General features: G+C 39.2%; 11 protein-coding genes. 2 read left to right on the forward strand and 9 right to left on the reverse strand.

Going from position 1 to position 13,764, the window contains the following annotated elements:
* Positions 1–255: 255 nt before the first annotated feature.
* From I6F53_RS10545 to I6F53_RS10555, 3 genes are read right to left on the reverse strand one after another with little or no spacing between them, the layout of a single operon-like run.
* Entirely contained in the window at positions 256–828 is a 573-nt protein-coding gene (locus I6F53_RS10545; RefSeq protein ID WP_007586685.1) for a tRNA-(ms[2]io[6]A)-hydroxylase, read from the reverse strand.
* Positions 829–875: 47 nt separating this feature from the next.
* Positions 876–1,508, reverse strand: a complete 633-nt coding sequence (locus I6F53_RS10550) for a sulfotransferase (protein ID WP_166420315.1) — start codon at positions 1,506–1,508, stop codon at positions 876–878.
* 14 nt (positions 1,509–1,522) lie between these two features.
* The gene (locus I6F53_RS10555; RefSeq protein ID WP_166420314.1) at positions 1,523–1,894 is read right to left on the reverse strand and encodes an MAPEG family protein; all 372 of its coding nucleotides are present in this window, start codon (positions 1,892–1,894) and stop codon (positions 1,523–1,525) included.
* Between the two features lie 152 nt (positions 1,895–2,046).
* Here I6F53_RS10555 and I6F53_RS10560 point away from each other — a divergent pair, with 152 nt between their 5' ends.
* Positions 2,047–3,399 carry a DUF2254 domain-containing protein gene (locus I6F53_RS10560; RefSeq protein ID WP_166420313.1) on the forward strand — a complete coding sequence of 451 codons (1,353 nt, stop codon included), beginning with the start codon at positions 2,047–2,049 and terminating at the stop codon, positions 3,397–3,399.
* A gap of 15 nt (positions 3,400–3,414) precedes the next feature.
* Here the strand turns inward: I6F53_RS10560 and I6F53_RS10565 are convergent, their stop codons facing one another.
* From I6F53_RS10565 to ggt, 3 genes are all read right to left on the reverse strand, one after another.
* A complete protein-coding gene (locus I6F53_RS10565; RefSeq protein ID WP_166420312.1) occupies positions 3,415–4,140 on the reverse strand; it encodes an SIMPL domain-containing protein in 726 nt (241 codons plus the stop codon).
* Positions 4,141–4,293: 153 nt separating this feature from the next.
* A complete protein-coding gene (locus I6F53_RS10570) occupies positions 4,294–5,988 on the reverse strand; it encodes an NAD-dependent malic enzyme (RefSeq protein WP_197239495.1) in 1,695 nt (564 codons plus the stop codon).
* A 142-nt stretch (positions 5,989–6,130) separates the two neighbouring features.
* Positions 6,131–7,906 (reverse strand): gamma-glutamyltransferase, encoded by a 1,776-nt coding sequence (gene ggt, locus I6F53_RS10575; RefSeq protein WP_197239496.1) that lies wholly within the window; start codon positions 7,904–7,906, stop codon positions 6,131–6,133.
* Between the two features lie 97 nt (positions 7,907–8,003).
* Here ggt and rrtA point away from each other — a divergent pair, with 97 nt between their 5' ends.
* Positions 8,004–8,588 carry a rhombosortase gene (gene rrtA, locus I6F53_RS10580; RefSeq protein ID WP_197239497.1) on the forward strand — a complete coding sequence of 195 codons (585 nt, stop codon included), beginning with the start codon at positions 8,004–8,006 and terminating at the stop codon, positions 8,586–8,588.
* 88 nt (positions 8,589–8,676) lie between these two features.
* On the opposite strand, the gene I6F53_RS10585 is transcribed toward rrtA, so the two are convergent.
* The 3 genes from I6F53_RS10585 to I6F53_RS10595 all read right to left on the reverse strand — a co-directional run bounded on the left by I6F53_RS10585 (position 8,677) and on the right by I6F53_RS10595 (position 13,762).
* A complete protein-coding gene (locus I6F53_RS10585; RefSeq protein ID WP_197239498.1) occupies positions 8,677–11,181 on the reverse strand; it encodes a S9 family peptidase in 2,505 nt (834 codons plus the stop codon).
* A gap of 132 nt (positions 11,182–11,313) precedes the next feature.
* Positions 11,314–12,489 carry an endonuclease/exonuclease/phosphatase family protein gene (locus tag I6F53_RS10590; protein WP_197239500.1) on the reverse strand — a complete coding sequence of 392 codons (1,176 nt, stop codon included), beginning with the start codon at positions 12,487–12,489 and terminating at the stop codon, positions 11,314–11,316.
* A gap of 124 nt (positions 12,490–12,613) precedes the next feature.
* Complete coding sequence (locus tag I6F53_RS10595; protein WP_197239501.1) at positions 12,614–13,762, reverse strand: 5-(carboxyamino)imidazole ribonucleotide synthase; 1,149 nt, start codon at positions 13,760–13,762, stop codon at positions 12,614–12,616.
* Positions 13,763–13,764 lie beyond the last annotated feature (2 nt).

The raw sequence follows: 13,764 nt of genomic DNA on the forward strand, positions 1-13,764 counted from the left end.
CTTTCCCTCAATTTGCTTACTGTATAGGTAGCAAGTATGAGACCAAGGGTTTTTGTATTTATAATCAGTGGATTAAGATGTATAAACGTGTTTTTTATTATTTTGATTCGCAAATTGCAAATCAATGATTCACACAGGGATTAATAAAGGCGTGAGCTTAAAATGACTATGCGCAGAGCGTGTAAATACACTCTGCGCTAGGGCCTGTTTATCTTTCGAGGTTAATCCTGAAAGGCCTACAGGCACTAGTATTAATTAATGCAATGCCGCAGTAAAAGGAATGCTTTCACAGATTTTCGCTTCAGCTATTAATAGCTCTTCTAGGCGAACATCAACTTCTTCTTTTTCAAAGTATTCGTAAGCGAGTTCTACAAATAGATTTTTATGTTTTTCTTCTGACTTAGCAATAGCAACATAAAAGTCTTTTTCTTTGCCTTCAGGTAATGCTTGGGCAACTAGAGAAAAGCGTTCATGGCCGCGTGCTTCAATTACACCGCCAACCAGTAATCGGTCCATTAAAAAGCCATCGCGTCCGTGTCTAAATAGTGCACGAATTTGTTTTATGTATGGATCTTTTTTGTCGTCACCTAGGTTTACATCGCGTTCTAAAAGTAACTTAAGCACTTGTTTAAAATGTATTAGTTCTTCTAGTGCTAAGTCGGTCATGGCTTTTACTAATTTACGTTTGTCTGGGTAATGCGACAGCATAGACATAGCCATACCGGATGCTTTTTTTTCAGCAGCAGCATGATCTTGTAAAAATGTATTAAAGTCAGCAAGGACAACTTCGGTCCATTCAAATGGGGTGTGGTATTTTAATTCAAACATGTTCTGTACAACTTAAATAATAATGCGGGGATTTTAACGTATTTGATTTAAAAAATCTTGTAAGGCAGTAATTTATCTATGCGCCCTTTAGCCGTAGATTCAACTTTTAACGGGTGTTTAATATCGTTCCATGCGGTGACTTTACCGCCCATATTCATTTTTTCAAAATCAGCTTTGTCACTTTTTAACGCTAAAAAATCGCACAGCTTTTTGTAACTATCAGGCTTTGCTATATCAATAGATAAAAAGTCATGTTCACGGTTATTAAAGTACGTTTGAGCGTCATTAAAATGCTTTTTATAACAATCTGCTAAGTAACTATCGTCATTAATATTATTAAGCGAAAGCTCACTAAACGTATTTAAATAACAGCGTTTTATATGAATATTAAAGCCCCCGTCGCCGCGCGTTAAATTAGTGTGCATACGCGTTAGGAGCTGCTTTATTGATGGCAGCCATGCACTCAATTCGCGTTCTAGGTAAATAAATTTAGAATTTGGGTAATGGATATCAAGCGCTTTAAAATCGTTAAATATGGGAGTGTCGGCAATCGCGTTAGCATTTTCAAAACAGGCATTGGTATAGGCGGTATGCGCTGTTGTAATGCCGAGTTCTAAAAATGCATGGCACACACTGGTTGTGCCGGTACGCGGTAAACCTATTATAAATATTTTGCTCATTAACTTTTCTTTAATTAACCACGTGTCACAAGCATAACAAATGCACTAATAATAATGACTAAAAATGTTGATACAGCACCAATTTGGCGAAATCTCATGTTTTTTTCTACGATGCCTGAATTGTGAAATACACGTCCTATTAATAACATCCCACCTAGTATGTGACAGTAATGACTAGCAAGGCCTTGATACTCTACTAAAAAAAGTAAAATAACAGCAAATGGTACGTACTCCATAAAGTTACCGTGGGCGCGTATTGCACGTTGAAGGCTTGGCTCACCGTTGTCGCCCAATGATACTTTTTGTGCCTGGCGTAATTTTATTACGTTAAAACTTAAATAAACATAGTAAAACGCAAGTAGTGCTGCATAAGTTGAAATGATCACAGTGTTGTCCTGTTATTTTTATCGCATAAATATGCGCTCTATTATTGTGGGCGTGATAATAACATATAAATTTGAGCAGCATTATCAGAAGTTTAATAAATGCCTATGCTAAGCTAGAGGTATTAAGTAAGTAGAAAAATACAAAGGATTTTATGTTTGTACCTCGCAAAGTAGCCGATAGTTACCGTGGAATGATTAACAGTATTGGCTTTTACCCTTCAGTGCTTTCAGTGGGCTTTTTGGTATTCGCCATTATTACTATGTCAGTTGAATATTTAGCCCCTATTGAGCAACTAAAATCGTTTATATCGGTTGTACTCGTTGATAGCGCCGAAAACGCGCGTACTATTTTAAGCACCTTAGCAGGCAGTATTATTTCGCTTACCGTGTTTAGTTTTTCGATGGTAATGGTGGTTTTAAATTCGGCCAGTGCGAGTTTATCGCCTCGCGTAGTGCCAGGGCTTATTACGCGTAAATCACACCAAATGGTTTTGGGCTTTTATTTAGGCAGTATAATTTACTCAATAATTATGCTTATAAATATTAATAAGCTTGAAGGTGGCAGTACGGCTATTCCTTCCATTGGTGTGTTGTTTGCACTTGTTTTTGGCTTGATTTCATTAGGTTTATTTGTATTTTTTATACATTCAATCTCACGTGCTATTCAGGTTGATAACGTATTAAATGGCTTGTTTAGTCAAACTAAAAACGAAATTAAAACAATTATCCAAAGGCAACAAGAAAACCCAGTTGAAGACTTCCCTGATTTTACCAAGTGGCATTCGGTTAGCAGTAAAACAGAAGGATATTATAAAGGCGTACATACCGATAAGCTGTGTGCCATTTTGGCAGAGCAAGATATAAAGGTTTATATCTCTGTTAACCAAGGCTATTTTACAGTTAAAGGCTATCCGTTTTTAAAATGTAATAAAGATATAGCAAACGATGAAGAGCTGATAAATAAAATTCTCGACTGCTTTATTTTTTATATAGAAGAGTACATTAGCGATCATTATCGTTATGGATTAACACAAATATCAGAGATTGCGGTTAAAGCAATGAGCCCGGGTATCAACGATCCTGGTACTGCGGTTAAATCAATTGATATGCTGAGCATTTTACTTATTCAACGACTTTCAATTAACGATATTAATTACTCGTTTAAGCACAGTGATAAAGGACCATTACTATACCTGCACGAAACAAGCTTTGATGAGTTGCTACACGATAATTTTACACCGCTTCGTAATTACGCCAAAGGCGATGCATACGTAATGACAAACGTGCTTGAGGCATTTAAAAATATTTTGTTTATTGCCCATAAAGATACCGATGCACGCAACAGTTTATTTAATTATTTAAATGCGATTGTTGATGACATTAATGAGCATGTAACTAATGAATACGACAGACGCGAAGTGACTAATATGCTCAACTCTATTGCGCGTATTAGCCAGGAGCAAGGTGAGAAGTTGGTGGCACGTTTTGAGCACCACCAAAAGTAAAGATATCTAACAATTTTAGTCTATGTAATACACAGCATAGCTTGAGGCAGTAACTTTAATCTCTCCAGCATGGTAGGCATCAGGTACATAGTTACTTGGTGCGCTATCAGCCATTATTATTTTTTCTGCACGCATATAAGGCTGCGACTGCACATTGAGTGGACTTAGTGATGCGCTGTACAATCCTTTTAAATCAACGCCATAATCTTCACTAAACTCTTTTGCTGCGTCACGTGCGTCTTTAATTGCTAATTTTTGTGCTTTTTTATGCAGCTCGTTGTAGTTACTTGCTAAAAATTGCGTTTGATTAATTTCGTTAATACCGTTGTTAACTAAGCTTTGTAGTAACTCAGGGTATTTATTTATATCGCTAAGTTTTACCGTTAATGTACGAGAAACTTTAAACCCTTTAAATTCTTGATTACCGGTAGTGCGGTTATATTGGCTATCACGGTTTATTGAGATTTGCCCGGCGTTTATATCTCCCTCTTTAACACCAATTTCTTTTACGAGCTTAATTGCTTTAGCGATGGTTAAGTCGGTTTTATTTTTAGCTGCAATTAAGTCTTTATCAACCTTAGTAATACCTACGCTAAGTTGCACGTAATCTGGCATAGTTGTAAGGGTTGCTTCACCTTTAACATAAATATGAGGAGCATCGGGAGTTGCAGCAGCAAGTGCATCAAAACTAAGTACATTTAAAGCCAGTGCGCTACCTAAAACGAGAGTCAGAGTTTTCATTAAGTCGATCCTTTAATTATGTAAAAGCAAGTAAACACCGTACGTGGTTAATTAAATATGAACAAGCACAAAAAAACAGGCAATTACCTGTTTTTTGTTAAGCGTTGTAACTGTGCCTACAACACTGTTTATTTTAATTACGTATAAACGTTATTAAACACTGCAACGTTTATAGTTACGGTATTTTGGTAACCAGTAATTTTTGTCGATTGCTGCCCATAACGCATCATCAGTAATCTCAAGAGCAACGCCCTCTTCGATTGCTTTTTTAGCAATGGCAAATGCAATACGCTTACTTAGCGTTTCAATTTCAGTTAGTGCTGGTAATAAACTACCTTTACCTGTGTTAGCACGCGGCGATGATTCAGCAAGCATTTCGCTAGACACACTTAACATAGCATCTGTAATGCGTGTCGCCTTAGCGGCAATAACCCCTAAACCAATACCTGGAAAAATATAACTGTTGTTACATTGTGGGATTGGGAAAATTTCACCGTTGTATTCAACCGGATCAAATGGGCTACCTGTTGCAACAAGTGCCTTACCGTCTGTCCATTTAATAACATCAGCAGGATGTGCTTCTACCTGCTTAGATGGATTACTTAATGGGAAAATAATTGGCTGTTCACAACCGGCGTGCATAGCGCGAATTACTTGTTCGCTAAATAAACCAGGTTGGCCTGAAACACCAATTAAAATGTCTGGTTGTGCACAGTGCATAACATCAAGAAGTGATGCGTATTCACCGCTGTAAGTCCACTCACTTAACGAGCCTTGCGGTTGTGCAAGTGCTTGTTGGAAATCGCGTAAGCCTTCCATTCCCTCTGAAAGCAAACCAAAACGGTCAACCATAAATACTTGGCTACGTGCCTGTGCTTCACTAATGCCTTCAAACACCATTTGGCTAATGATTTGCTCTGCAATACCACAACCAGCAGAGCCAGCGCCCACAAATACTACTTTTTGTTGGCTTAGGGTTGAATTTTTAATACGACACGCAGCAAGTAAAGACCCTACTGCTACAGCCGCAGTACCTTGAATGTCATCATTAAAGCTACAAATTTCATTGCGGTAGCGTTTAAGTAGTGGCATTGCATTTGGCTGTGCAAAATCTTCAAACTGAAGTAACACATTTGGCCAACGGCGTTTAACCGCTTTAATGAATAAATCTAAAAACTCATCGTATTCGTCTTGAGCAATACGCTTATGGCGTGCGCCCATGTACATAGGATCGTTTAGAAGCTTTTCGTTATTAGTACCCACATCAAGCATTACAGGTAGTGTGTATGCTGGGCTAATGCCACCACATGCAGTGTAAAGTGACAGTTTACCAATTGGGATACCCATGCCACCAATACCCTGATCGCCTAGGCCTAAAATACGCTCGCCATCGGTTACAACAATAACTTTTACTTTGCCTTTAGTCGCATTACGTAAAATGTCGTCAATTTGGTAGCGATCTTCATATGAAATAAATAAACCACGTGCGCTGCGGTAAATGTCTGAGAATTTTTCACAGGCATCACCTACTGTAGGCGTGTAAATGATTGGCATCATTTCTTCAAGATGGTCACGCACTAAACGGTAGTAAAGTGTTTCGTTATTATCTTGAATCGCACGTAAGTAAATATGCTTATTAAGGTTGTCGGTAAAGCTAGAGTACTGCTGATAACAACGCTCAACTTGCTCTTTTATTGTTTCAAAGCGAGGAGGAAGTAAACCAGCAAGATTGAAATTTTCGCGTTCTTTTTTACTAAAGGCACTGCCTTTATTTAATAGCGGTGTTTCAATTAGGCCAGGGCCAGAATGATGAATATATAAGTAGTTAGGATCAGTATTAGTTGTCATATTTCCAGGCTTTAACGGAGTCTTAAGTTATGATCTGTCATTATCAGTATTAAAGGTTTAATTGCAACGACAATTAAGCTTGTCAGACCATTGAGAGAAAACACATGCGGGCTTCACTGCCCGCAAGCATATTATACATAATTTAAAATTTGATAGTGGCGTTATTATCAGTTAAATCAGATAACGCAACACCTTCACGGCGCGGATCAGCGCCACCATATAGGGTATTATTTTTAACTTCAACTGCGTGTAAACCCGAGTTTAAGTCAATAATACGTACATTGTGGCCGCGTTTAGTAAGCGCGGGTGCAATGGCTTCAATGGCGGTGCCTTTTTCAAGGCTGGTGTAATCGTTACGATTTGTTGTACGCGGTAAGTTAATGGCGTCTTGCGCTGATAAATTCCAGTCAATAACCCCCACTACAACCTGTGCAACGTAATCGATGATACGGCTACCGCCAGGTGAGCCTACAATTAAACGTAAGCTGCCATCTTTATTAAATACCATTACCGGTGACATAGAGCTACGCGGGCGTTTACCAGCCTCTACACGGTTTGCTACAAGCTTGCCGTTTTTACGTGGCGATAACGAAAAGTCAGTTAGTTGGTTATTTAAAATAAAGCCATTAACCATAACCGTAGAGCCAAACGCCATTTCAATTGAACTGGTCATCGACACTGCATTACCTTTACTATCGACAATAGATACGTGCGAGGTAGACGGTAACTCGTATGAGTCATCCATTGCATAACTTAAGTAACCTACAGGGTTACCTGCAACGGCTGGTTGGTCTGTTTCGGTAATTAATTTAGCGCGCGAGGCAATGTAATCTTTGTTTAAAAGCTCTTTTGTTGGTACTTGGGTGAAATCGGGATCGCCCATGTACATATCGCGATCGGCAAATGCAATACGCGATGCTTGGCTAAAGTAATGAATCGCTTTTTCGCCATTTGGCTTAAGTGCACTCATGTCTTTATGTTCAAGTAAGCCAAGCATTTGTAGCACCGCTACACCACCACTACTAGGTGGTGCCATTGAACATACGTTGTACGCTCGGTATTGTATACACACAGCGTCGCGCTCTTTGCTTTTGTAATCCGCTAAGTCTTGTACGCTCAACTTACCAGGAGCAATTTTAGAGTGCTGTACGGCGTTAACCATTTGCTTAGCGTTTTCGCCTTTGTAAAACGCATCAATGCCTTGCTTTGCAATGTCTTTGTATAAGTCAGCAAGTGCTTGGTTCTTTTTAACACTACCTGCTTCAATTAATTTACCATTTGGGTAAAAATATTCATTAATAATAGGCATACTCAACACGCCTGGGTTTAACTGGCGTGCTAATAAGCCATGTAAACGCGGCGAAATTACAAAGCCTTGCTCTGCAAGTTCAATAGCTGGTTTAAAAAGTTCTTCCCACGGCAATGTACCGTATTGCTTATGCGCGCTTGCAAAGGCATGTAAAATACCAGGTACACCAACAGAGCGCCCACCTACTACAGCTTCAATCCATTTAACGGCTTTACCGTGCTTATCTAAAAACAGCGTTTCGTCTGCATTTGCAGGAGCTGTTTCACGGCCATCAAAGCTAGTCAGCTTATTGTTTGCTTTGTTGTAGTACATCATAAATGTACCACCGCCAATACCTGACGACTGCGGCTCAACTAAAGTAAGTACAAGTTGAGTAGCAATAGCAGCATCTACGGCACTGCCGCCTTGGGCTAAAATTTGTTGACCGGCTTTTGAAGCATATGGGTTTGCAGCAGCAACCATGTACTTATTCCCTTGCACCACTTGTTTATGGATTAATCCAGTAGCGGCTTCAGGTTCGCGAGTTTCGATTTGAGTTGGTTGTGCAATAGAAGGCAGCGTTACTGCGCACAGTCCAATGGCAAATAATGAGTTAAGTTTAAAATGCATAAAAATACTAAAAACACTTAATTACGTAGTTGTATTTGGCATCTTAAAGTTAAACGGGCACAATATGCAAAAATTTTGACTAAAAAATTACAATAAAATGCTTAATTTACCTATTCAACCTCGTTATATATTACCGCCTATAATTTTGCTGCTTTTTAGTACCATTTTTGCTGCATTTGATTTAAATAATTTACTTGAATTTAACCGAAGCCTAATTGATGAAGGCGAACTGTGGCGAATCTTTTCTAGCCAATTTGTTCATGCCAATTGGGCTCATTTGGGATTAAATGCCAGTGGTGTTTTATTAATATGGCTTTTGCATGGTGAATATACATCCCCTGCTCGTTATGCGTTTAATATATGCTTACTGGCATTATGGTGTGGACTTGGTGTGTATTGGTTTTGCCCAAGCATACATATTTACACTGGGTTAAGTGCTTTACTTCATGGCGTAATTATTTGGGGGGCAGTTAAAGATATAACTGTAGGGCTTAAATCGGGTTATTTATTATTTATAGGCGTATGGATTAAAATAGCGTTTGAGCAATTTAGCGGCCCAAATGCCGATATAGGAAAACTTATTAACTCCACTGTGGCCATTGATGCACATTTAATTGGCGTTATAGGTGGAACTCTACTTGCCATACCACTGGCTATAGAGCTCTTAAAAAAGCAAAAATAGCGCATAAGCTATTGCTCCTCTAATAAAAACGCCGCGTTAGTTTATTAAACTAACGCGGCGTTTTTGTTTTTATACTTTATTTTAAGAATTAAAGCGTTTCTTTAAATAATTTATGAATACGGCGGTATTCGTCTAACCAGCTTGAAGGCTGTACAAAGCCATGTGGTTCAACTGGGAATATCGCTGTTTCAAAGTTTTGCTTTTCAAGCTCTATTAAGCGCTGTACCAAACGCACTGAATCTTGAAAAAACACGTTATCGTCAACCATGGGTGAGTTAATTAATAAACGCTTGTTTAAACCCTCAGCATAGTAAATTGGCGAGCTACGTTCATAGGCAATCGGGTCTACATCAGGATGGTTTAATATATTAGCTGTGTAACCTGTGTTGTAGTGCGCCCAATCGGTAACAGGGCGAAGTGCAGCACCCGATTGAAATAACTCTGGCGCGGTAAATAAGGCCATAAAAGTCATAAAGCCGCCGTAAGAGCCGCCATAAGTACCGACAGCTTTAGTATCAACGTTGGCATTTTGCGCCATCCATTTAACGCCATCGGCTAAATCTTGTGTTTCAGGCGTCCCCATTTGACGATAAATCGCAGTACGCCAATCGCGTCCGTAACCTTTAGACGCACGGTAATCCATATCCATTACTATATAGCCTTCATCTGCTAGTAATGAATGAAACATAAATTCACGAAAATAAACCGAAAAGCCCATGTGTGAATTTTGTAAGTAGCCTGCGCCGTGGTTAAAAATAACCGCTTTACGGTTTTTGCCTACTTCACCCTCTACGTAATCAGCTGGGTAGTACACTTTTGCGTATATTGGTTGATCAGTATGGCTCGATGGCACGGCTACAATTTTAGGTGCAGTTAGCTTTTTAGCTAAAAACTCATCCGACACTGTATGAGTTAAGCGCGTGGCTTTTGTATTTGCTTTAGCATCTGCTACGTAAAGCTCATTAGGCATGGTAATTGTAGAGTGCTTAAGGAGTAACTTGGTTTCATCAGGGCTTAACGTGTAGTCAGTCATGCCATTTAAGTCAGTAACTTGCTCACTCTTACCTGTTTGCGGGTTAACACGGTAAATTTCGTAAAGACCGGGGTGCTCAACATTCGCTTTATAATAAATAGCGCTGTCGTCGCTGGTAAGCGTTAAATTAGAAACCTCAAATTGGCCTTGTGTTAGCGCAGTTGCTTTACCATTTACTGGTTTTTTATAAAGCTGGCTATAACCCGACTCTTCCGATAGATAATAAAGCGTGTTTGAGTTATGCAACCAACCAAAGTCGTTAAATGCATAAGCAATCCATGCATCGTCATGTAGGCGGTGCTGCGAAACGAGTTTGTTGCTTTCAAAATCAACGGTAGCAAGCCAACGATCTTTGTTGTCCCACGCTTCAAGCATGATAGCAACTTGTGACCCGTCATCGTTCCATACTATTGGGCTTTGCTCAAAACCCCAGTCCATAATAAGGTTAATGCCACGAGGCGCCTTTTTAGACTTATATGTTTTACCATCACGTGCATAATTTTCTTTTTTAACTGCAGCTAAAACATCTTCATCAAAACCCGGTAAGGTATTAAAGCTAAGTGATGTTTGCTCTTTATTAGTTAAATTGATGTACACAAGCTGTGAAGTTTCTTCTTTAGCATCGGCTACACGGCGGCGTGCTTTTTTAGGCTCAATGGTAGCGTCATTTGTAATGTAGTTAGGCATAATATCGCCCTCACCACGCCAATCTGTTTGCTTTTGTACAACAACTAACAGCGCATCACCATTTGGTGAAAGTTGTGCCTCAGCAACTTTATTACCGTCACCTAAGTAATAAGCCGTGTTAGCAACTGAATCGTTTTGTTCATTAATTTGCTCACTACGTGCTTGCTTATCTTTTTTGTTTTTTTGTTGAAGCGCCACAAATTTAATCAGTTTATGCTGCTCTTTCGCAATATAAGTGCTTGGCTCTTCAATGCCTTTAGGCTCATCGGCAAGCTTTAAGTTAGCAAGCTCAGTCGTTAAACCTGTTTTTAAATCAACTCTAAAAAACACATTACCTTGGCGGTAAACTAAATCGCCATTATTTAAAAATTGTGGTTTAGACTCGCTTGCTGATGTCGCTGTAATTTGTTTAAGTTCACCCGTTTTTAGGTTTTTAACAAATACATTGCCTTTAAACGTGTAGGCCGCCATTGTTTTATTTTTTGAATAAACAGCTTTATTTGAACCCACAGTATGAAGTTTATTAAGTGCTACTTGCTCTGCTGTTTGGCTAGTAACTGATTGGCTAAATAAATCGCGTAGTGTATTACCTTGCTCTTTTTGAGCATAAATAATAGTAGCCGAATCGCTAGCCCAGTAAGCACTCTCTGGCTGATTACCCATCCAATCTGGATCGGCCATTGCTTGTTCTAGCGTTATTTTTTGTGAGCCGATATCTGCTGGTGTGTTTACAACCGCAGCAATCTTAGTTGCTGGTAATACACTTTGCTGTGTTGAAGAGGTGTTAGCAGTAGCGCTACAACCTGCAAGCATGACACTTGAGGCAACAGCTAAGGCCACTAACGTTTTAGATGAAGAAAAATTAAAAATCATAGTGCTTCTATACGGTTATTATAATTAAGCCGTATTTAAGCAGAAGCACTCAAGTTATTGCAATTTTTTAAGATAAATAGCCATTAAACAGGGTAAAGCTCAGTTTACTAACGCCCCCTTTATTAGTGGACGCTATTCAACTATTAAATCAAGCCACACCAGTCGATGATCGCTTGAAGCGTTTCTGTCCTTAATTAAACGATATTCATCGCTGGTTTTAGTTGGCCAAAACACCCCTCCGTCTTTAATTTTTAAGCCATAATTTGACGGTAGTACGTAATCAACACGCGCTTGCCAATTAGCACTGTAATTTTGTGCATAAAGTACATCGTACTGCTCTTTAGCGCCTTCACTTTTTGGAACAAATTGAGCGTTAATAAGTGGATTTTTAAGCAGTTGGTCGGTGGTATTTGTACGCGCTTTATCGCCCTCTGGTGCGGCATTTAAATCACCTAAAATAACAAAACGAGAGTAAGTTTTTAATCCGCCTTTTTGGCCTTTATCATCGTAAATATACTTGGCGTTTGATACATAGTCAGCAATTAGCCTTACTTCATCGTGGTTACGTTTGCCGTTCCTGTCCTCTTCGCCATCAAATACAGGCGGTGTTGGGTGAGATGCAATAACATGAATGGTTTTATCATTTACGTTAATAGGTAAATCCCAAAACGATTTAGAGCTGAGCCTAAGTGCTTGCCATTCTTGTGCGTTATACCAGTTTTCGCCTGTTTTAGGCATCACTGGCATTAGTGCATTTGGCATGTCTTTATATTTAAAGGTTTGAAGAGTTCTTACTTTATCAAAATCGATTGGGTATTTTGACAAAATAGCCATACCATAATGGCCTTCAAAAAAGCCAAAGCCTTGTGCATCGCCCATCACGCCATTTTTTTTGCCATCATTATCTAAATCAAACTCGGTGGCTAGGCCTGTATTTACTGGGGCTATATAAGAGTAAGGGTAGTTAATAGCCGCTTGTTTTTGCTGACCTACATTTAAAAAATGTTTATTAAAGTATTCAATGCCCTGCTCTTTTGGGATGTAATCAAATTCGTTAAGTAAAATAATGTCAGGGCGAACACGTTGAATAATTTCGGCTATGTTTTTAATTTGCTGGTGGTTTGCTTTAAGTGCGTTAACTAAAGCATCACTTTTAATTTGCTCACCTTTAGGCGTGTGATTAGTTGCATCCATACTTACATTAAATGTAGCAACACGAAGAGAGTCTGATGCAAATGCACTGTTACTAAAAAAAGTACTAAAAGAAGCGGCAACAAGTAGTGCGCTATAAATTGCTTTAAGTTTCATTAAATAATTTCACTGTAAAATTTTAGACTCAATCATTATTTCACAAACTGGGTATCCACGCGCCTTTTTTAAACATAAAAAAGCCGAGCAAGCTCGGCATTTAATAAAACGAGTATTTAGCCGTTTAATGAAGGATTAAATTAGCTGCCGCTTTTAAAATACCTGGGTAGTCTTGCTCAGGTAAATATTCAGTAAGCTCACCTAATTTATCTGCTAGGTCGTTCATGCTAGTGGCCGATACGTTTATATGGCCCATTTTACGACCTGGTTTTGCAGTTTTACCGTACCAATGGCTAGTCACATCTGCGTATTTTAGTACGTCAGCTGGAATACTAGGTTGCCCTAGTACGTTTATCATCGCGGTAATGTGTTTAAGCTCTGTATTACCAAGCGGTAGACCTGCAACAGCACGCATGTGGTTTTCAAACTGCGAACAGTGACAACCTTGTAGTGTCCAATGCCCTGAGTTATGTACACGCGGTGCAATTTCGTTTACGAGTAACGTGCCTTGTACATCAAAAAATTCAATAGCTAATACGCCAACATAGTTAAGTTCGTTTGCTATTTTAGTAAATGCATCGTTTGCTTGCGCTTCAACGCTGCGATTGTTTTTACCCGCAATAGATAAAGTTAACACACCATTTGTATGCTCGTTTTCTGTTAGCGGATAAATAGCAACATTACCGTGTTTATCGCGCGCACCAATAATAGAGACTTCACGATCAAACGGGATCATTTTTTCAGCAATAATTGTATGTGGCGCAAGCTCTGTGCCCGATGCAATAAAATCAGCCATTTGTGACCAAATTTCGTCTATTTGATCATCTGACTTTAATCGCCATTGACCTTTTCCATCGTAACCTGCTTGGCATGTTTTAATAACAAGTGGCTTACCTAGGGTTTTAACGGCAAGTTCTAAATGCGCTTTTTCAGTAATTAATTGATACGGCGCACAGGTTACATTTGTTTTATCAAGCAATGCCTTTTCAAGCGAGCGATCGCCACCGGTTTTAATCGCGGCTTTTCCTGGGTAAAACTTATTGCTGTTACAGCAAAGTGTTAGTACGTCATCAGGAATGTGCTCAAACTCAGCAGTAATTGCATCTGCGTTTGAAATTGCTTGCTCAAGTGATGTGGTATAAACCTCGCCAGTTAGCGGGTGCATAATTTGCTTGCTGCCTACATCGTACGCCACTACGTTTAAATTAAGTGGCGCGCCTGCAAGGCTCATCATACGTGCAAGTTGCCCTGCACCTAATATTAAAATATTCATTA

It is taken from the genome of Pseudoalteromonas sp. SWN29 (assembly GCF_015864465.1).
Lineage (GTDB): Bacteria > Pseudomonadota > Gammaproteobacteria > Enterobacterales > Alteromonadaceae > Pseudoalteromonas.